The sequence below is a fragment of the Janthinobacterium sp. 1L-D-8-B-C4 genome (genome assembly GCF_057291295.1).
In genome coordinates, this window is sequence record NZ_JBXAVX010000012.1 from 154999 (window position 1) to 173759 (window position 18761).

Here is an 18761-nt window from a genome sequence, read left to right on the forward strand (position 1 = left end):
TCTGGGAACTTATAATAAAGAAAGAGTCCAATGAAAAAGCTCACTACCGCCTTCGGTGCGCCTGTCGTCGACAACCAGAACACGCAAACGGCCGGCCCGCGCGGCCCGGTGCTGCTGCAAGATGTCTGGTTCCTGGAAAAGCTGGCCCATTTCGATCGCGAAGTGATCCCCGAGCGCCGCATGCACGCCAAGGGCTCCGGCGCCTACGGCACGTTTACCGTCACCCACGACATCACGCGCTACACGCGCGCAAAAATTTTCAGCCAGGTCGGCAAGCAAACGCCGCTGTTCGCGCGTTTTTCGACCGTGGCGGGCGAACGCGGCGCCGCCGATGCGGAACGCGATATCCGCGGTTTCGCCCTGAAGTTTTATACCGAAGAAGGCAACTGGGACCTGGTGGGCAACAACACGCCGGTGTTTTTCATGCGCGACCCGCTGAAATTCCCCGACCTGAACCACGCCATCAAGCGCGATCCGCGCACCGGCCTGCGCAACGCCAACAGCAACTGGGATTTCTGGAGCTCCCTGCCTGAAGCGCTGCACCAGATCACGGTGGTGATGAGCGACCGTGGCCTGCCGCGCACTTTCCGCCACATGCATGGTTTCGGCAGCCATACTTTCAGCTTTTTGAACGCGCAGAACGAACGTTTCTGGGTCAAGTTCACTTTCAAGACCCAGCAAGGGATCGAGAACCTGACCGACGCCGAAGCCGAAGCACTGGTCGGCAAGGACCGCGAAAGCTCGCACCGCGACCTGTATGAAAGCATCGAAAACAAGGACTTTCCGCGCTGGACCCTGTTCGTGCAGATCATGCCCGAGCAAGAGGCCGGCACTTACCATATCAACCCGTTCGATCTGTCGAAAGTGTGGCCGCACGGCGACTATCCATTGATCGAAGTGGGTGTGCTGGAACTGAACCGCAATGCCGACAATCACTTTGCCGAAGTGGAGCAAGCCGCCTTCAATCCTGCCAACGTGGTGCCCGGCATCAGCTTTTCGCCGGACAAGATGCTGCAAGGCCGTTTGTTCTCGTATGGCGATGCGCAGCGCTACCGCCTGGGCGTCAATCACAGCCTGATCCCGGTCAACGCGCCCAAGTGCCCGTTCAACAGCTACCACCGCGACGGCCAGATGCGGGTCGACGGCAACCACGGCGGTACCCTGTCGTACGAGCCGAACAGCGCGCAGGAATGGGCCGAGCAGCCGGATTTCCGCGAGCCGCCGTTGACCCTGGAAGGCGCGGCCGATCACTGGAATCACCGCGTCGACGAAGATTACTACTCGCAGCCGAAAGCGCTGTTCCAGCTGATGACGCCTGAACAGCAGCAGGCGCTGTTCGAGAACACGGCGCGCGCCATTTCGGGCGCGTCAAAGCAAGTCAAGGAGCGCCATATCGGCAACTGCACCCTGTGCGACCCGGCCTATGGCGCCGGCGTGGCCGAGGCGATTGCCCGTATCAGCAAATAAACTCGGGCGGTTTCACTGCCGTCGTGCCTGTGCCTGCGGCATACCACGCAACGGTATGGCGCAAGCCCTGTTGCAGATCATGCGTGGGCGCATAAGCAAGCAGGCGCGCGGCCCTGGCGATATCGGCCTGCGAATGGCGCACGTCGCCAGCACGAAACTCGCCATGCAGTGGCGATTGTGGCTGCAACTGCGGCCGCGCTGCCAGCACCAGTTGCTGCATCGCGCCATGCAATTGCAGCAGCGTAGTGCGTGCGTTGACGGCCACGTTGTAGACCTGGTTCAACGCTTCCGGCTTGCGCGTGGTGGCAGCGAGCAGATTGGCTTGCACGGCATTGGCGACATAACAGAAGTCGCGGCTGGTACTGCCGTCGCCATGGATACGCACGGCCTCGCCGGCCAGCATGGCGGCTGCCCAGCGCGGTATCACGGCCGCATAGGCGCCCAGCGGGTCCTGGCGTGGCCCGAAAACATTAAAGTAGCGCAAACCCACCGCTTCGGTGCCATAGCAGCGGCCATACAGCTGCGCATACAGCTCGTTGGCATGCTTGCTCAGGGCATATGGCGACAGTGGCTGGCCGATCGCCTGCTCCACTTTTGGCAAACCCGGATGATCGCCATAGATGGCGCTTGACGAGGCATACACGAAGCGCCCGGCGCCGGCCGCGCGCGCCGCGTCGAGCATGCACAGAAAGCCGCCCAGGTTGACGTCGTGGTAAAGCTGCGGCTCGCGCAGCGAACGCGGCACCGAACCGAGCGCCGCCTGGTGCAGCACGATATCGATGCCGGCGCAGGCGCGCGCGCACGCTTGCGCGTCGCGGATATCGCCTTCGATCAGCTCGAAGCGCCGCCAGGCCTCGTCGCCGACACTGGCGCGCACCTGCGCCAGATTGTGCCGGTGGCCGGTGCTGAAATTGTCCAGGCCGCGCACCGTCTGGCCCAGGCCCAGCAGGGTTTCGACCAGGTGCGAGCCGATAAAGCCCGCCGCGCCCGTCACCAGCCAGTGCCGCGGTGCTTGCCGCAACTGCTCGCAGACCTGGCTGTAATCACTGGCATTGTCATCGATAGCGGCCATCACAGCCGCCATACATGCAAGCCATCCTCGGTCAGCTGGAGCGAATCGAAATCTGACTTGATATCGATAAAGCAGCCGTTGTCGACCACCTTGGCGCGGAAATCGGCCAGCGGGCGCGCCAGCAGCGCCTGGTGCGACACGGCGCTGATGATCGCTTCGGCGCGCGGCAGCTGTTCCCAGCCGAGCAGTTCCAGGCCGTATTCTTCCAGCGCTTCGCGGCCGTCGGCCACCGGGTCGTGCACATGGACCTGCACGCCATAGCTCTGCAATTCATGGATCATGTCGACCACCTTGGAATTGCGCAGGTCAGGGCAGTTTTCCTTGAAGGTCAGGCCCAGCACGTTGACATGCGAGCCCTTGAGCTTGAAGCCGGCGCGCACCATTTCCTTGATGGTTTTTTCGGCCACGAATTTGGCCATGCCGTCGTTGATGCGGCGCCCGGCCAGTATCACATGCGGATGGTAGCCCAGCATTTCCGCTTTGTGCGTCAGATAATACGGATCGACGCCGATGCAGTGGCCGCCAACCAGGCCCGGCCGGAACGGCAGGAAATTCCATTTGGTGCCGGCCGCCTGCAGCACTTCCAACGTATCGATGCCGATGCGGTCGAAAATGATGGCCAGCTCGTTCATCAGCGCGATGTTCAGGTCGCGCTGGGTGTTTTCGATGACCTTGGCAGCCTCGGCCACGCGGATGCTGGAGGCCCGGTGCACGCCGGCCTCGACCACGCCTTCATACAGCCGCGCCACCTTCTCCAGCGTTGCCGCATCATCGCCCGAGACCACCTTGCAGATGCTGGCCAGGGTATGCGACTTGTCGCCAGGATTGATGCGTTCGGGCGAAAAACCCACATGGAAATCTTCTTTCCAGCGCAGGCCCGAATGCTGTTCCAGCAAGGGAATGCAGATCTCTTCGGTGGCGCCCGGATACACGGTCGATTCAAAAATGACGATGGCGCCGCGTTTCATGTGGCGTCCGGCCGTGGCGCTGGCGCCGGCCAGGGCGGAAAAATCGGGATTGTGTGCACTGTCGACGGGCGTCGGCACGGCGATGATGATGAAGTCGGCCAGCGTCAGTTCGGCCGGATCGCAGCTCACGCTGAGCCATTGCGCCGCGCGCAATTGTTCCTTGCTGACTTCGCCGGTGGGGTCTATGCCTTCGCGGTAGCTGGCGACCTTGCGCGCCGACAAGTCGTAACCGATGGTGCGCTGGCGCGCGCCAAACGCCACCGCCAGTTGCAATCCCACGTAACCGAGTCCTGCCACTGCCACCACGCCTGCTTCCTTGTCCATGGTTGTTCGCTCCATCTGGTTGCCGGCCGGCCTGCCGCCGTCTGGAAATTCTACGGTTGCGTCCAGCAGCATTCTTGAGCAGGAACAAGAAAGACGGAAGCGGACGCGGCGCCCTGCCGTGCAATCGCCGGCGTGTTGAGCGTCATCAACAGGCACGCGACGCAACTTTCCTACCCTGTGCTGTGCCCTGCCTGCCAACGCCGCTACCGGAGAATTCCATGCGCCACACCCATCCCGTGATCAGTCTCGCCGCGCTGTCGCTGTGTTCCGCCTTGCTGCTGGCCTGTAATGGCGGCCAGAGCAGCGCGAGCCTGCTGGCCGACGCCCAGCTCTACCAGCAAAAAGGCGAGCCGCGCGCCGCCATCATCCAGCTCAAGAACCTGCTGCAAAAAGAGCCCGATAACGCCAGCGCGCGGCGTCTGCTGGGCAGCATTTATCTCGATACGGGCGATGCCTTGTCGGCGGAGAAAGAATTGCTCAAGGCGCAAACCCTGGGCGCGGCGCCGGCCGAGGTACTGCCCTTGCTGGGCAGGGCGCGGCTGATGTTGGGCCAGTTCGAGCGGGTATTGAAAGAACTGCCCGGCGACCCGGGCCAGCCAGCGGCCGTACTGGCCCTGCGCGGCGACGCCTTGCTGGCGCTCGGGCGCCACGAGGAAGCGCGCACGCTGTATGCCGGCATGCAGCAACGCCAGCCGGGCCAGGCCGAAGCATTGCTGGGGCTGGCGCGCCTGGCCGCGCTCGACGGCCAGGTCGCTGCGGCGCAATTGCTGATCGAGCAGGCATTGAAAGGCAGTCCGGACAACCTGGCGGCGCTGCGCCTGCAGGGCGACCTGCAACGCCTGCAAGGCAACCAGGGCGCCGCGCGGCTGGCCTACCAGCAGATACTCAAGCTCAAGCCGGACCAGGTGCAGGCGCGCATCGACCTGGCCAATCTCGATATCACGGAAAACAAGTTTGCCGAGGCGGCCGCGCAACTGGCCGGCGCGCGCAAAAGCTCGCCCGGCAACCTGGGCGTGCTGCAAGCGCAGGCCTTGCTCGATTTTCGCCAGGGCAAATTCAAGGCGGCGCTGGAAAACCTGCAACTGGTACTGAAGGCCGCGCCCGAACACATGCCGGCGCTGCTGCTGGCGGGCGCCGTGCAACTGGCGCTCGGTGCACCGCAACCGGCGGAAAATTATCTGCAGCCGTTTCTGGCCGCTCATCCAAAACACTTGTACGCAACCAAGATGATGGCCTCGATAGAAATGGCGCGCGGCAAGAACGACGCGGCGATCGACCTGCTGCAGCCCTTGCTGGCGACCTTTCCGGACGACGTCGAACTGCTGTCGGAGGTGGGTGAGGCGCACCTGCGCGCCGGCCATTATGACAAGGCCAGCGGCTACTTTGAAAAAGCCAGCCTGCTGGCGCCGGGCACGGCCAGGCTGCATGCGGCGCTGGGCGTGAGCCGGCTGGGCCAGGGCGAAAGCGCGCGCGCAGTCAGCGAACTGGAGCGCGCCAGCGTGCTGGACGAAAAAACCCCGCAGGCCGGCACCATGCTGGTGATGACCTTGCTGCGCAACAAAGACAACGCGAAGGCGCTGGCCGCCGTGCAGGCGATGGAAAAGCAGCATGGCAGCAATCCGCTGGTGCTGAACCTGAAAGGCGGTGTGTACCTGGCCCTGAGTGATTTGCGCGCCGCGCGTACCAGCTTCGAGCAGGCGCTGGCCATCGACGCGCGCTATCTGCCGGCCATGGCGAATCTGGCGCAGATCGACCTGGCCGAGAAACAGCCGCAGCGCGCGAAGCAGCGCTACGAAGCGGCATTGTCGAAGGATCCGAAAAATCCGGATATCGCCGCCGCGCTGGCCAAGCTGGCAGTGTCGCAAGGCCAAATCGACGAAGCGCAGCGCTGGCTGGAAAAAGCCCATGCCGACCATCCCGATGCCGTCGCGCCGGCCCTGCTGCTGAGCAATTTTTACTTGAAGACCGGTGCTGCCGGCAAGGCCCTGGCCCTGGCACGGACCTTGCAAAACGGCCATCCCGAGGATGCCGATGCGCTGGCCTTGCGCGCGCAAGTCGAGTACAGCGCCGGCGAGGCACGGGCCGCGCTCGACAGCTACACAAAGCTGGCGATGCTGCAAACCACCTCGGCGCCCTTGCAGATGCGCATTTCCAGCCTGCACCTCGCGTTGGGCGATCCGGCCAGCGCATTGCAGGCGGCCAGGCGCGCGCAGTTGATCGACCCGGCGTTGCTGGACGCGCAGGTGGTCGAAGTGGCGCTGCTGCTGAACCTGAAGCGCAGCCGCGAGGCGCTGGCGGTTGCGCGCAAGGTGCAACAGCAGCAACCGAAGCTGGCTGCCGGCTACAAACTCGAAGGCGATGTGCTGATGGAGCAACAGCAGCCGCGCGAGGCGATCAAGCTGTATGAACAGGCTTTTCAGATCAGCAAGATCGGCCCGCTGCAGGTGCAGCTGTACCGCGCCACCGTCGCCGCCGGCATGGAGCAGCAGGCAGATGCCCGCATCGAGGCCTGGCTCAGGGAGCAGCCAGACGACAAGGCAACGCGGCTGTACCTGGCCGGCGCCAAGCTCAAGAGCAAGCAGTACCGCGCCGCCATCGCGCAATACCAGCAACTGCTCGCGCGCGATGCCGGCAATGTGGTGGCGCTCAATGACCTGGCCTGGGCTTACCAGCAAGACAAGGACAGCCGCGCGCTGGCCACCGCCGAGCAGGCCCACCGGCTGGCGCCCGACAATCCGGCCGTGCTCGATACCCTGGGCTGGATAACACTCGACCATGGCGATACAAAACGCGCCATCGAGCTGCTGCGCCGCGCCGCCAGCCTGGCGCCCGAGGCCGCTGAAATTCAATACCACCTGGGCGCTGCGCTGGCGAAAAACGGCGACAAGCCGGCCGCGCGAAAGCAGCTTGAGCAGCTGCTGGCCGCCAACAAGGACTTCGCACAGCGCGCCGAAGCCCAGGCCTTGCTGGCCCGGCTCTAGCCCATGGCCCTGCTTGCCGCGCGGCTGCTGGCGCTGGCCGCCGGCCTGGCCTGCCTGGGCGCGCTGCGCCTCTATCCGCTGGGCCACGGCTGGCCGGTCTGGCTGCTGTACGCCCTGTTGCCGAGCTACTTCCTGCTGCTGTGCTGGCGCCCCGCGCTATGGCTGTTCTGCCTGCCCGCGCTGCTGCCGGTGCTGGACCTGGCGCCATGGACGGGCTGGTTTTTTTTCGAAGAAATCGACCTCTTGCTGCTGCTGACCGCTGCCTGCGGCTACTGGCACTGGCAGCCCGCCAGCGCACGGCTTGCGCTGGCGCCCGGTACGCGCCTGTGCTTGCTGATGGTCAGCCTGGCGGCGCTGGCGGCCCTGCTGCGCGGCGGCTACTCGCTGCCGCCGCCTGATGCCCTGAATGCCTGGAACAATTACCTCAGTCCCTGGAACAGCCTGCGCCTGGGCAAGGCCTGGTGCTGGGCCATGCTGTTGCTGCCGCTGCTGCGGCGCGACGCCGCCGCCGATGGCTTGCGCCGCCTGGCGCTGCCCGGCATGCTGTGCGGCCTGGGGCTGGTTGCCCTGTGCGCGCTGTGGGAGCGGGCGGTGTTTCCCGGCGTCTTCAATCTGTCCAGTGACTACCGCATCACGGCGCCGTTCTCGGCCATGCACACGGGCGGCGCGGCGCTGGACGGCTACCTGGCGCTGGCGCTGCCGTTTGCCGCGCTGTGGCTGGCCAGCGCCCGTGCGCGCCGCCCGGCAGTCGCCGCCTTGCTGCTGCTGGGACTGGCCCTGCATGCGGCGATGGCCACCTTTTCGCGCGCCCTGTACGCCGCCCTGCCGGTGGCCGCCCTCACCGGACTGGCTTGCTGGCAACTGGCGCATGGCCGGTACCGCTGGTCGCCGCGGCGCACCGGCATTGGCTTGCTGCTGGCCATCGGTGCCACCGCATTGCTGGTGCTGATGTTCCAGGCCGCCGGCTACCGTGGCTTGCTGGCGGCCATCGTGCTGCTGGCGGGCGCCTTCATGCTGTCGGCGCAAGCCCTGCCCTGGCGCCTGGCGCCTGCCAGCGTGCTGTGCGCGCTGGCCCTGCAGGGCGTCCTGGCGGCGCTGTGGCCGAGTGACCTCGCCCTTGGGCCGTTGAAGGCGCCGTATGCGCTGTTCACGTTGTCCAGCCTGCTATTTGCCGTGTGCCTGTGGCGCCAGATGCTGCCGCTGGCGATAATGGCGCTGACCATCATGGCCTGCAATACGGCCTGGATAGGCTGGCACTGGGCCGGCGCCATCGCCTTGCGGCCGGCCGCGCTGGTGCTGCTGCTGGCCGCCCTGCTGCTGCTGAACAGCCGGCTGCGCCTGCCCCTGTGGCGCACAGGGCGCGCCAGCCTGAGTATCGCCGCGGCGGCGGCGGTGCTGCTGATGCTGGCCATCCCCGTTTCGGCCAGCTATTACGCCAATGAACGCTTCGCCACCACCGCCGGCGACTGGCAAGGCCGGCTGCGCCACTGGCGCGGCGCGCTGGCGATGATGCCCGGCGACTGGGCTAGCACCGTCTTCGGTATGGGCAGCGGTACTTTTCCGGCCAGCTATTTCTGGCGCAACACCGTCGGCGACGTGCCCGCGCGCCTGGCCTATGCCGAGGACAGTGAGGCAGGCAATCGCTATCTGCGCCTGACGAGTCCCGCCTACCGCGCCGGCTATGGCGAACTGCTGCGCGTGCTGCAGCGCGTCACCGTACGCCCCGACACCCGCTACGCGCTGGCGCTCGATGTGCGCCGCCACGGCCCCATGCCGGTACTGCAACTGAAGCTGTGCCAGCGGCAACTGCTGTATGCGCAATATTGCGTGCAGGCGCCCTTGCGCCTGCTGCCGCCCGCGCCGGCGTCAACGCAGTGGCAGCCGCAGTGGCAGCATTACCAGATGATCATCGACAGCGCCCGCTTGGGTAGCGGCGCCTGGCTGCTGCGTGCGCCGGTGCAACTGGAACTGGCCGCCAGCGGCCTGGCCGACCCTGCCTTCATCGATGTCGACAACCTCAGCTTGCGCGCCCCCGATGGCGAGGAGCTGCTGGCCAACGGCACCTTCAGCCGCGCCAACAATTACTGGTTTTTCAGCAGCGACCACCATCACCTGCCATGGCATATCAAGAACCTGTGGCTGCACTTGCTGGTTGAATCCGGACTGTTCGGCCTGCTTTCCATGGTGGGCCTGTCGGCGCTGGCTGTAGCGCACCTGTTGCGGCGCGCGGCCCAGGCCGGTGCCGACGCCGCCGGCGCGGCCGCCATGCTCGCTGCGCTGACCGGTTTCATGGTGATCGGCGTGTTCGACAGCCTGCTCGACGTGCCCCGTATTGCCCTGCTGTTTTATATGCTGCTGCTGTGCGCGCTGCTGCAGCCGGCCACACCCCCGCTTCCTGAAAGGTCGCCGCGATGAGAACCTTGCTGATCGTATTGTTATTGTTACCGATGGCCTTGCCGGCAGCTTGCGCGCAAAGCCGGCCGCAATCGCTGGAACAGGTGATTGCCCGCGTCAAGCCGGCGATCGTCGGCATCGGCAGCCATCAGAAGACGCGCACGCCGGCAGTCCAGTTCATCGGTACCGGCTTTGCCAGCGGTGACGGCCTGAGCGTGCTGACCTGCGCGCATGTGATCGAAAAACTGCTGGCGGCCAGCCCCGGCGAGACCATCGGCATCCTGACGGGCCAGGGCGAGATCGCGCAATTTCGCCCCGCCACCGTGCAAGTGCTTGATCCTGAACACGACCTGGCCCTGCTGCGCCTGTCCGGCACGCCCTTGCCTGCGCTGCAACTGGGCGACGCGGCCGAGGTGCGCGAGGGCCAGTCGATGGCGTTTACGGGTTTTCCGCTCGGCACCTTGCTGGGCCTGCACCATGTGACGCACCGCGCCACCGTGTCGGCCCTGACCCCGGTGGTGCTGCCCAGCGCAAACGCGCTGCGGCTCGATCCGCAACGGCTGGCGCAGCTGCAAAAAGCGCCGTACACCGTATTCCAGCTCGATGCGACGGCCTATCCGGGCAGCAGCGGCAGCCCCCTGTTCGACCCGCAGACCGGCCTGGTGTACGGCATGGTCAACATGGTGTACGTCAAGGGGCTGAAGGAGGCAGCCGCCACCGCACCGAGCGGCATCGCCTATGCCATCCCGGGGCGCCATATGCAGGACTTGCTGATGAAAAAGAACGCGCTCAGTTCCGCCCCTGCCGCAGGCGCTCGGTAATGCCAGGCTCATCCCATGTAGGAAAAAAAAAGGGATAAAACGAGCGTTCGCCGCCGTGTTGTTCCATCAGGCCGCCGTACTTGCGGATCTGCTCGCCCATATAGTCCAGGTCCAGCCGCAGCAGCACGGCGGGCGCGCCCACGCGCGTACATTCGCGCTCGCCACCGAAGTCCTTGAAGCCCAGCATGCGCTTGTAGAACACCACGTGGCGCGGGTTGACTTCGATCACGTAATCGGTAAAGCGGTGGATATTGTGGGCGTAGATATACGAGATGTGGATCAGCGCGGCAAACACGCGCTTGCTGACGCCCTTGTCGATGGCCAGGCGCGATGGTTCGCACAGGCGCCGGCCCTGTTCACGCAGGACGTCGAGCTTGTCGCGGAAGTTGTCGTCGGCGGGCAAGCCCGCTTCCTCGTCATCGAGGCAGAGAGTCATGGTGCCGACCGTATCGCCGGCCGTTTCGGCAAACAGCGTGATTTTATTGAGCGCATGGACGATGGCGGGGTCGACCGCGTAGCCGCGCCAGCCGTACATCTTGCGGATCAACAAACTGGCCGATTCGCGCCTGCCGCGCGAGTTGGCCATGCGGATATGAAAGCGCTGCAAATCGATTTCATGCTCCATGGCCGGATCGATCTTGCCTTCGCCAACGACCATGTCGCTGAGGCCTACCGGAGTGTCAAAGGAAATTATGGGTTCATCTTCAAAGCGCATCTTGTCCTCGCAATAGTGGCGGTTCGCCCTGAGACGAACTGATGCCAATGCCTTATGACAAGAACACAACTGAAGAAGTTCCCATATTCGCTAAAAAAAGCAGAAGAATTGACCGATTCAGTGCATAGGTACAAACATATATTTGCTTTTTACGATACGGCGACGAATAAAGAAGTTTTTTTGATAAATCATCAGATCAGAAGAAACTTTCCGGTATCAGCAATACATCGCCGGGACGCATCATGATATTGGCGGAGATATCGCCATCCCTCAGCAAGTCATCGAGCCGCACGCGCAATTGCTGCTGCCCTCCTTCGCGCACGCGGATCACGCTGGCCTTGTTGCCAGCTGCAAAGTCGGTAATGCCGCCAACGGTGATCAGCACGTCCATCAGCGACATGCCCTGGCGGTAGGGCAGCGCCTGCGGCTTGGCTGCGGCGCCGATCACGCGTATCTGTTCCGCATACGGCCCGACAAAATTGGTGACGATCACCGTCACTACGGGCTGCTGGATGAACTTGCCCAGCGCCTGCTCGATATCGCGCGCCAGCTGGGTCGAAGTCTTGCCGCTGGCCAGCAGGTCCTCCACCAGCGGCGTGGTGATCTTGCCGTCCGGGCGCACCGCCACCGTCAGCGATACTTCCGGATTGCGCCAGACCAGGATGTTGACGGAGTCGCCCGGCCCGATCAGGTAATCGTGCAGCGGGGCGCTGTCTTCGGCTGGCGCCAGCGCGTGCTGCGTGCGGCAGCCCGGCAGCAACACGGCGCCAGCGGCGCAGGTCAGCAGGCGGATGATCAGGGCGCGGCGTAACAGGTTCATGCTGGTTCCTTCAAGAAATACGGCCGCGCAACACCTGCCGGGCCCGGAACTTCCCATGATTGGTAAAAGTGGGCTGGTGACTCTTGAGGAGTATCAAGAAGCAATCATTTTGGGAAATTTTGTGGCGGCAGCCTCCTATACTTTGCTCACTCGACAAGAAAATACGCCGTTTTCGCCCGGCCATGCCCTGCACCGTTACTTGAAGGAAGCGATATGGAGGATTTGATACAGCAAGTGCTCTCGGCCCTGAAAGGCATCTGGAAGTACCGCTGGCATGCGGTGCTGGTCAGCTGGCTGGTGGCGATCGCCGGTTTTATCAAGGTGATCAGCCTGCCGGACAACTTCCAGACCTCGGCGCGGGTATTTGTCGACACGCAAACCATCCTCAAGCCACTGATGGCCGGCATGACCAGCGTGCCCAATACCGAACAGCAGGTGGCCATCATGAGCCGCACCCTGCTCAGCCGCCCGAATGTCGAGCGCGTGATGCGCATGGTGGATCTGGACCTGGACTCGCGCACCGTGCGCGAACACGAAGCCCAGCTTGACGACCTGATGCGCAACATCAAGATCAGCGGCACCAATGCCTATGACATCTACACCATCAGCTACAGCGGCCCGCAACCGAAGGTGACGCGCGACGTGGTGCAAAGCCTGCTGACCATCTTTGTCGAGGGCAGTTTCCAGGGCAAGAAAGGCGATTCGCAAAAGGCGGTGCAATTCATCGACGAACAGATCAAGAACTACGAAGACAAGCTGAGCGCGGCGGAGAACCTGATGAAGGACTTCAAGATCCGCAACAATATGCTGCTGCCGCGCCAGGGCATCGACTATGGCGGCCAGTTGCTGCAGATGTCGGACAGCCTCAACAACGCCAAGCTGGAACTGCTGGAAGCAGAACAGTCGCGCAAGGCCATCCTGAGCCAGACCGAGGGCGATGAACCGGTGCTGGATCTGGAGCCGAACGCGGCGGCCATCAGCAATCCCGAGCTCGACGAACGCATAGCCACGATCAACAAGAACCTCGACAGCCTGCGCCTGCAATACACGGAATTGCATCCCGATATCGTTGCTTCGAAGCGCCTGGTGGCCCAGCTGGAAGAGCGCAAGATAACCGAAAGCAAGCTGCGCGCGGCCTCAAGCGACCCCGGCAAGAACTACAGCCCCATGCTGCAACAGCTGAAAGTGGCGCTGACCGAAGCGGACGCCAAGGTAGCCGCCATCAAGGCGCGCGTGGCCGAATACACGGTGCGCAATGAACGGCTGCTGGCGCACAGCAACGCCGTGCCCGAGGTCGAATCGCAACTGGCCCAGCTGAACCGCGATTACGTGATCAACAAGGAAAACTATGAAAAGCTGATCGGCCGGCGCGAGGCAGCCAAGCTGTCGGGCGAACTCAGTTCCACCACCGACATGATGGCCTTCAAGATCATCGATCCGCCCACGGTGCCACTGTCGCCGGTCGGCCCGAACCGGCCGCTGCTGTTCAGCGTGGTGCTGGCGGCGGCGCTGGTGGCCGGCGTGGCCGCCGCGCTCTTGATCAGCCAGATCCGGCCGACGTTCCTGAGTCCGGCCGAATTGCGCGACGCCACCGGCCTGACGGTATTGGGCACGGTGGCGATGAACTGGACCGAGCGGCAGAAGACACGGCAGCGCCGCGCCCGCTATGCCTTCAGCGCCTGCGTCGGCAGCCTGTTCATGCTGTACGGCGGCGTGGTGGCCGCCGCCCTGCTCAAATTCTAGCCGCTCTGGCACGGGAGATATCATGGATACAAATGCAAACGACGCAAGCCAGGCCGGCAGTGGCGCCCCGCTCGAAGTGGCGGAGGCAGCGGCGCCTTACGAGGTTGACGGCACCGCCCCGGCCGCACCCAACTACCGCGCCCTGAACCTGGCCAAGCTGCAGGCGCAGGGCATGGTCACCCACGATGGCGGGCGCACCGCGGTGGCCGAGGATTTCCGCATCATCAAGCGGCCCCTGCTGCGCAATGCGCGTGCCACCGGCGCTGACGCCATCCGCCACGGCAACCTGATCGTCGTCACCAGCGCCATGCCCGGCGAAGGCAAGACCTATTGCGCCGTCAACCTGGCCATGAGCATCGCCATGGAAATGGACATGACGGTGCTGCTGGTCGACGCCGACGTGGCGCGCCCGTCGGTACTGAAAGTGCTGGGCCTGCCGGCCGAACCTGGCCTGATGGACGTGCTGCTCGACGAGCGCCTGGAAATGTCGGACGTGATCCTGAAAACCAATGTCGCCACGCTCAGCATCCTGCCGGCCGGACGCAGCAACAAGCACGCCACCGAGCTGCTGGCCAGCCGCGCCATGAGCCGCATGCTGAGCGAAATCGCCAGCCGCTACTCGGACCGCATCGTCGTGTTCGATTCGCCACCGCTGCTGATCACCAGCGAAGCCCATGCGCTGGTGGGCCAGATGGGCCAGGTGGTGATGGTGGTCGAAGCGGAAACCACCACCCAGCATGCGGTCAAGGAAGCCTTGCGCCAGATCGAATCGTGCGAGCACATCAATCTGATCTACAACAAGACCAAGGGATTTCCAGGCAACGAGTACTACGGTTATGGCTATTACGACTAGCCCGTCCCGCGCCCTGGCGCCCTGGCTGCTGCTATTGGCGGCACCACCGGCGGTGGCGCTGGACTGGCTGGTGGCGCCCTCGGTGCGCCTGCGTGAAAGTTATACCGACAATGCCCTGCTGGCCCCGCCCGGCCAGGAAAAATCCGATTTCATCACCGAAATTGCCCCTGCCATCGCGCTGATTGCCAGCGGCCCGCGGCTGCAGCTTCACCTCGACGCCAGCTGGCGCAAATTCATGTCGCGCCAGCGTGCCGGCTCCGACACCGTGCAACTGCAGGCGGGGGCCAACTCCGAACTGGTGCGTGACTGGTTTTACCTGGACGGGCACGCCAGCATCAGCCGCCAGAACGTGTCGCCGTTCGGTGCACCCGTGATCGACGCCTTGCCCGACAGCAGCAACCAGAGCAGCGTGCGCGCCACCGTCGTCAGCCCCTACCTGCGCCACCGTTTTCGCGGCCTGGGGCTGGCCGAGCTGCGCTACACGCGCGCCGATGTTTCCAGCGAAAACAATCTGTTGTCGACCCACAGCGACGAGCTGCAACTGCTGCTCGGTGGCGAGCCGCGCGGACGCGGCTGGACCTGGAACGCCAGCTATGACCTGCGCCGCACCGAAGACAAGGTGCTGCCGCCGCAGCGCAAGGAACGCGCCAGCGTCGGCTTGCGCTACCCCTTCAGCCGTACCTGGTCGGGCACCGCCAGCGTCGGCGCGGAAAAGGAAGGCTACGAGGCCAGCAACGGGCGCGATCCGCAAGGGCGCTTCTGGTCGGTGGGCGGCGTATGGACGCCGTCACCGCGCACCAGCGTGGCCTTCAGCACGGGCCGGCGCTTCTTCGGCCAGACCTACAGCCTCGATGCGCGCTTCCTGCAGCGCCACAACAACTGGTCGCTGCAATACAGCGAAGACATCACCACCATGCCGGCCCAGTTCCTGCGCCTGGGCGACAGCGACGCGGCCAGCCTGCTGGACCAGCTGTGGCTCGGCATCTTTCCCAACGCGCAAGACCGGCGCCTGCGCATCGATGCATTCTTACGCAACGCCAACACACAGGGGCCGCTCGGCAGCCTCAATTATTTCAGCCACCGCTACTACCTGCAAAAGCAGTTGAAACTGAACCTGGCCCGCGCCACCCCGAAAAGCACGCTGATACTCGGCATGTCCGCGGTTGACCGCACGGCGCAGACCAATAGCGGAATCGACAGCGGCCTGCTGCCCGAAATCGACCTGAGTACGGCGGACCGCACGCGCCAGCTGGGCGCCAGCGCCGGCTGGAGCTGGCGTTCTTCCGCGCGCGGCAGCGTCAATCTGCAGGCCGGCTACGCCAGCACACGCTCGCTCAGCGTGCCGCGGCGCGACGACAACCTGACGTTGACGGCAGGCTACAGCCGCGTGCTGCGTTCGAACATGACAGCGGCGATCGACGTGCGCCGTACCCAGCACCGCAGCAACCGGGGCGGTGATTTTCGTGAAAACGGCGTCAGCGCCACCCTCACCATGCGATTTTAAGGAGGCCCCATGTCCGACCCTGCCCTGCCAGCCGCACGGCCCCATCTGCTGTGCATCGTTGCCGCGCGGCCCAACCTGATGAAGATGGCGCCGATCCTGGCCGCCTTTGCGCGCCTTGCGCCGCAGGTACGCATCAGCCTGGTGCATACCGGCCAGCATTACGATACGGCCATGAATGCCCAGGTCTTTGTCGACCTGGGCATGCGTGCGCCCGATATCAACCTCGGGGTTGGTTCCGGCAGCCACGCGCAGCAAACGGCCGAGATCATGCGCCGCTATGAAACCGTGCATGCCGAACTGGCGCCACATGCCGTGCTGGTGGTGGGCGACGTCAATTCCACGCTGGCCTGCGCGCTGGTGGCGGCCAAGCTGGGCACGCCGGTGATCCATGTCGAGGCCGGCTTGCGCAGCGGCGACCGCGCCATGCCCGAAGAAATCAACCGCGTGCTGACCGATCAGCTGTCGGACCTGCTATTTACCAGCGAAGAAGGCGCGCGCGCCAATTTGCTGCGCGAAGGCATCGCGCAGGAACGCATTCATTTTGCCGGCAATGTGATGATCGACAGCCTGCTGCGCCAGCTGCCCGAAGCGGTGCCGCCGCGCATCAGCTTGCAGGCCCATGGCCAGGATTGCCCGCCCGCCTACGGCCTGTTGACTTTGCACCGGCCCTCGAACGTCGACGATGGTGCGCGCCTGGCCGCACTGATGGAAGCGCTGTGTGCGCTGTCGTCGCAGCTGCCGTTATTGTTCCCGGTCCATCCGCGCACGCGCGCGGTGCTGGAAAAAACCGGGATCGAGCGGCGGCTGCGCGAGCACGCCATGGTGCTGTTGCCGCCGCTGGGCTACCTGGAAATGCTGGGCCTGATGCAGGGCGCGCGCCTGGTGCTGACCGATTCGGGCGGCATCCAGGAAGAAACCACGGCGCTGGGCGTGCCCTGCCTGACCTTGCGCGACAATACCGAGCGCCCCGCCACCGTCAACGAAGGCAGCAATACTATCGCCGGCACCGACCCGGCCGCCATCCTGTCACTGGCGCGCCAGGTGTTGCGCACCGGCGGCAAGCGCGGGCGCATCCCGCAAAACTGGGACGGCCACGCGGCCGAACGCATCGCCACCACCACCGCCGGATGGCTGGCCATGCGGCTCTGTGCGCCATGAACCCGTCCACCGTGCGCAATGCGCTGACCATCGATGTCGAGGATTATTTCCAGGTCTCGGCGTTTGCGCCGCATATCGCGCGCGCCGACTGGCCGCGCCTGGAATGCCGGGTCGAGGCCAACGTCGAGCGCATCCTGCTGCTGCTGGAGGGCAAGAACATCCACGCGACCTTCTTTACCCTGGGCTGGATCGCCGAACGCTATCCGGCCATGCTGCGCCGGGTTGCCGCCGCCGGTCACGAAATAGCCAGCCATGGCCACGCCCACCTGCGCGCCTGGCAGCAGTCGCGCATCGAATTCCTGCACGATGTGGTGCTGAGCAAGACCATCCTCGAACAACTGACAGGCCAGGCGGTGCTGGGCTACCGCGCCCCGAGCTTTTCCATCGGCGCGGACAATCTGTGGGCTTTCGATGTGTTGCGCGAAGCGGGTTACCGCTACAGCTCCAGCATCTACCCGATCCGCCACGACCACTACGGCATGCCCGATGCGCCGCGCTTTGCCTGGCGGCCGCGCGGCGCGCAAGGCGTGCTGGAATTGCCGGTCAGCACGATGCGCCTGGGCCGCCGCAACTATCCCGCCGGCGGCGGCGGCTACTTTCGGCTGCTGCCATATCCATTGTCGCGCTGGCTTTTGCGCCGCATCAATTCGCGCGATGGCCAAGCTGGCATATTCTATTTTCACCCTTGGGAACTCGATCCGGGGCAACCTCGGCCGCTAGGGCCGGGCTGGAAAACACGTTTTCGCCACTACCTGAACCTGGGGCGGATGGAAGCGCGGCTGGCGCGCCTGACGAGCGATTTTGCCTGGGACCGCATGGACCGCATTTTTCTCGAGGGCACATGATGCATGAGGCGCACCACCCTGGCGACAGCGCGGCAGACGTGATAGCCGCCGCCCAGCGCAGCAGCGTGATCACGATCCGCACGCTGCTGCCGCAAGACCATGGCCGCTGGGACGCCTTCGTGCACAGCTGTCCCGAGGCTACCTTTTTCCACCGTGCCGGCTGGCAGACGATCATGGAGCAAGGCTTCGGCCATGCCAGCCATTTCCTGTATGCCGAACAGAACGGCCGCATTCTGGGCGTGCTGCCGCTGGTTCACATGCGCGGCCTGCTGAGCGGCAAGGCGCTTGTCTCGCTGCCCTTTTGCGTGTATGGCGGCATTGCCGCCGTCGACCTCCAAGCCAGGCGCGCCCTCGATGCGCGCGCCCGGCAATTGGCGCAGGAGCTCGAAGTGGGCCACCTGGAATACCGCCAGCGCGATGGCGATATCCTTGAAGGCTGGCAAGGCAAGCCGCTGTACGCCACGTTTCGCAAGACCCTGCTGGCCGACGACGAGCAAAACCTGCTGGCGATCCCGCGCAAGCAGCGCGCGGTCTTGCGCAAGGCCATCGCCGCCGGCCTGCACAGTGCCGTCGAGCATGATCTCAAGCGTTTCTTTCCCCTGTATGCGGCCAGCGTGCACCGCCTGGGTACGCCGGTATTTGCACGCCGCCACTTTGCCCTGCTGCGCACGGTGTTCGGCGACGATTGCGACGTCCTCACCGTCTACCAGGGCCAGCAGGCGCAGGCCAGCGTGCTGTCGTTTTATTTTCGCGGCGAGGTGCTGCCCTACTACGGCGCCGGCAGCGTGCTGGCGCGCAGCAGCGGCGCCAACGACTTCATGTACTGGGAACTGATGCGCCGCGCCGGTGAGCGTGGCGTGCGGCAGTTCGATTTCGGCCGCAGCAAGCTTGGCACGGGTGCCTTTGACTTCAAGAAAAACTGGGGCTTTGCGCCGCAAGCATTGCCGTATGCCTACAGGCTGGTGCGCGCCAGCGCGCTGCCGGACGTCAATCCGCTGAATCCGAAATACGCGCTGTTCATCCGCGCCTGGCGCCGCCTGCCGCTGCCGCTGGCCAACCTGCTGGGGCCGCATCTCGTGCGGCAGTTGGGCTAGCC

At 64.6% G+C, this 18761-nt stretch carries 15 protein-coding genes; 11 read left to right on the forward strand and 4 right to left on the reverse strand.

Features of this window, described 5'->3' with window-relative positions; all coding sequences use genetic code 11:
- Nucleotides 1-30: 30 nt before the first annotated feature.
- Nucleotides 31-1467 carry a catalase gene (locus tag AC0Z42_RS20330; protein WP_485469994.1) on the forward strand — a complete coding sequence of 479 codons (1437 nt, stop codon included), beginning with the start codon at nucleotides 31-33 and terminating at the stop codon, nucleotides 1465-1467.
- On the opposite strand, the gene AC0Z42_RS20335 is transcribed toward AC0Z42_RS20330, so the two are convergent.
- Complete coding sequence (locus tag AC0Z42_RS20335; RefSeq protein ID WP_485469995.1) at nucleotides 1457-2539, reverse strand: SDR family oxidoreductase; 1083 nt, start codon at nucleotides 2537-2539, stop codon at nucleotides 1457-1459. The two genes, AC0Z42_RS20330 and AC0Z42_RS20335, sit on opposite strands and share 11 nt — an antisense overlap.
- Nucleotides 2539-3831 (reverse strand): nucleotide sugar dehydrogenase, encoded by a 1293-nt coding sequence (locus AC0Z42_RS20340; RefSeq protein WP_485469996.1) that lies wholly within the window; start codon nucleotides 3829-3831, stop codon nucleotides 2539-2541. Before AC0Z42_RS20340 ends, AC0Z42_RS20335 begins: the two co-directional genes overlap by 1 nt.
- A 218-nt stretch (nucleotides 3832-4049) precedes the next feature.
- Here AC0Z42_RS20340 and prsT point away from each other — a divergent pair, with 218 nt between their 5' ends.
- The 3 genes from prsT to AC0Z42_RS20355 are packed head-to-tail and all read left to right on the forward strand — an operon-like array spanning nucleotide 4050 to nucleotide 10027.
- Entirely contained in the window at nucleotides 4050-6812 is a 2763-nt protein-coding gene (gene prsT, locus AC0Z42_RS20345; RefSeq protein ID WP_485469997.1) for an XrtA/PEP-CTERM system TPR-repeat protein PrsT, read from the forward strand.
- A 3-nt stretch (nucleotides 6813-6815) separates the two neighbouring features.
- Nucleotides 6816-9227, forward strand: coding sequence for a hypothetical protein (locus AC0Z42_RS20350; RefSeq protein WP_485469998.1), 2412 nt, complete (start codon nucleotides 6816-6818; stop codon nucleotides 9225-9227).
- Nucleotides 9224-10027, forward strand: coding sequence for a S1 family peptidase (locus AC0Z42_RS20355; protein ID WP_485469999.1), 804 nt, complete (start codon nucleotides 9224-9226; stop codon nucleotides 10025-10027). The genes AC0Z42_RS20350 and AC0Z42_RS20355 overlap by 4 nt, the downstream gene beginning before the upstream one ends.
- On the opposite strand, the gene AC0Z42_RS20360 is transcribed toward AC0Z42_RS20355, so the two are convergent.
- Complete coding sequence (locus AC0Z42_RS20360; RefSeq protein WP_485470000.1) at nucleotides 9996-10685, reverse strand: N-acyl amino acid synthase FeeM domain-containing protein; 690 nt, start codon at nucleotides 10683-10685, stop codon at nucleotides 9996-9998. The genes AC0Z42_RS20355 and AC0Z42_RS20360 overlap by 32 nt on opposite strands.
- Before the next feature lie 253 nt (nucleotides 10686-10938).
- A complete protein-coding gene (locus tag AC0Z42_RS20365; RefSeq protein ID WP_485470001.1) occupies nucleotides 10939-11562 on the reverse strand; it encodes an XrtA/PEP-CTERM system exopolysaccharide export protein in 624 nt (207 codons plus the stop codon).
- Between AC0Z42_RS20365 and AC0Z42_RS20370 the strand changes: the two genes are divergently transcribed.
- Genes AC0Z42_RS20370 through AC0Z42_RS20400 form a run of 7 tightly spaced genes read left to right on the forward strand, consistent with a single transcriptional unit; the run spans nucleotide 11561 to nucleotide 18759 of the window.
- Nucleotides 11561-11788, forward strand: coding sequence for a hypothetical protein (locus tag AC0Z42_RS20370; RefSeq protein ID WP_485470002.1), 228 nt, complete (start codon nucleotides 11561-11563; stop codon nucleotides 11786-11788). The two genes, AC0Z42_RS20365 and AC0Z42_RS20370, sit on opposite strands and share 2 nt — an antisense overlap.
- Nucleotides 11776-13305 (forward strand): XrtA system polysaccharide chain length determinant, encoded by a 1530-nt coding sequence (locus AC0Z42_RS20375; RefSeq protein WP_485470003.1) that lies wholly within the window; start codon nucleotides 11776-11778, stop codon nucleotides 13303-13305. The genes AC0Z42_RS20370 and AC0Z42_RS20375 overlap by 13 nt, the downstream gene beginning before the upstream one ends.
- Before the next feature lie 22 nt (nucleotides 13306-13327).
- Entirely contained in the window at nucleotides 13328-14158 is an 831-nt protein-coding gene (locus AC0Z42_RS20380; protein ID WP_485470004.1) for an XrtA-associated tyrosine autokinase, read from the forward strand.
- The gene (locus tag AC0Z42_RS20385; RefSeq protein WP_485470005.1) at nucleotides 14142-15662 is read left to right on the forward strand and encodes a TIGR03016 family PEP-CTERM system-associated outer membrane protein; all 1521 of its coding nucleotides are present in this window, start codon (nucleotides 14142-14144) and stop codon (nucleotides 15660-15662) included. Before AC0Z42_RS20380 ends, AC0Z42_RS20385 begins: the two co-directional genes overlap by 17 nt.
- A 9-nt stretch (nucleotides 15663-15671) precedes the next feature.
- A complete protein-coding gene (wecB, locus tag AC0Z42_RS20390; protein WP_485470006.1) occupies nucleotides 15672-16820 on the forward strand; it encodes a non-hydrolyzing UDP-N-acetylglucosamine 2-epimerase in 1149 nt (382 codons plus the stop codon).
- Nucleotides 16817-17665: an XrtA system polysaccharide deacetylase gene (locus AC0Z42_RS20395; protein WP_485470007.1), complete on the forward strand. Its 849-nt coding sequence runs from the start codon at nucleotides 16817-16819 to the stop codon at nucleotides 17663-17665. Before wecB ends, AC0Z42_RS20395 begins: the two co-directional genes overlap by 4 nt.
- Nucleotides 17665-18759, forward strand: a complete 1095-nt coding sequence (locus AC0Z42_RS20400) for a FemAB family XrtA/PEP-CTERM system-associated protein (RefSeq protein ID WP_485470054.1) — start codon at nucleotides 17665-17667, stop codon at nucleotides 18757-18759. The genes AC0Z42_RS20395 and AC0Z42_RS20400 overlap by 1 nt, the downstream gene beginning before the upstream one ends.
- The last annotated feature ends 2 nt before the right edge of the window (nucleotides 18760-18761 follow it).

Coding starts and splice junctions, on each gene's coding strand:
- AC0Z42_RS20355 (WP_485469999.1), top strand. CDS start 9,224: ATGAGAACCTTGCTGATCGTATTGTTATTGTTACCGATGGCCTTGCCG.
- AC0Z42_RS20330 (WP_485469994.1), top strand. CDS start 31: ATGAAAAAGCTCACTACCGCCTTCGGTGCGCCTGTCGTCGACAACCAG.
- AC0Z42_RS20350 (WP_485469998.1), top strand. CDS start 6,816: ATGGCCCTGCTTGCCGCGCGGCTGCTGGCGCTGGCCGCCGGCCTGGCC.
- prsT (WP_485469997.1), top strand. CDS start 4,050: ATGCGCCACACCCATCCCGTGATCAGTCTCGCCGCGCTGTCGCTGTGT.
- AC0Z42_RS20375 (WP_485470003.1), top strand. CDS start 11,776: ATGGAGGATTTGATACAGCAAGTGCTCTCGGCCCTGAAAGGCATCTGG.
- AC0Z42_RS20340 (WP_485469996.1), bottom strand. CDS start 3,831: ATGGACAAGGAAGCAGGCGTGGTGGCAGTGGCAGGACTCGGTTACGTG.
- AC0Z42_RS20360 (WP_485470000.1), bottom strand. CDS start 10,685: ATGGTCGTTGGCGAAGGCAAGATCGATCCGGCCATGGAGCATGAAATC.
- AC0Z42_RS20400 (WP_485470054.1), top strand. CDS start 17,665: ATGCATGAGGCGCACCACCCTGGCGACAGCGCGGCAGACGTGATAGCC.
- AC0Z42_RS20365 (WP_485470001.1), bottom strand. CDS start 11,562: ATGAACCTGTTACGCCGCGCCCTGATCATCCGCCTGCTGACCTGCGCC.
- wecB (WP_485470006.1), top strand. CDS start 15,672: ATGTCCGACCCTGCCCTGCCAGCCGCACGGCCCCATCTGCTGTGCATC.
- AC0Z42_RS20385 (WP_485470005.1), top strand. CDS start 14,142: ATGGCTATTACGACTAGCCCGTCCCGCGCCCTGGCGCCCTGGCTGCTG.
- AC0Z42_RS20395 (WP_485470007.1), top strand. CDS start 16,817: ATGAACCCGTCCACCGTGCGCAATGCGCTGACCATCGATGTCGAGGAT.
- AC0Z42_RS20380 (WP_485470004.1), top strand. CDS start 13,328: ATGGATACAAATGCAAACGACGCAAGCCAGGCCGGCAGTGGCGCCCCG.
- AC0Z42_RS20335 (WP_485469995.1), bottom strand. CDS start 2,539: ATGGCCGCTATCGATGACAATGCCAGTGATTACAGCCAGGTCTGCGAG.
- AC0Z42_RS20370 (WP_485470002.1), top strand. CDS start 11,561: ATGCTGGTTCCTTCAAGAAATACGGCCGCGCAACACCTGCCGGGCCCG.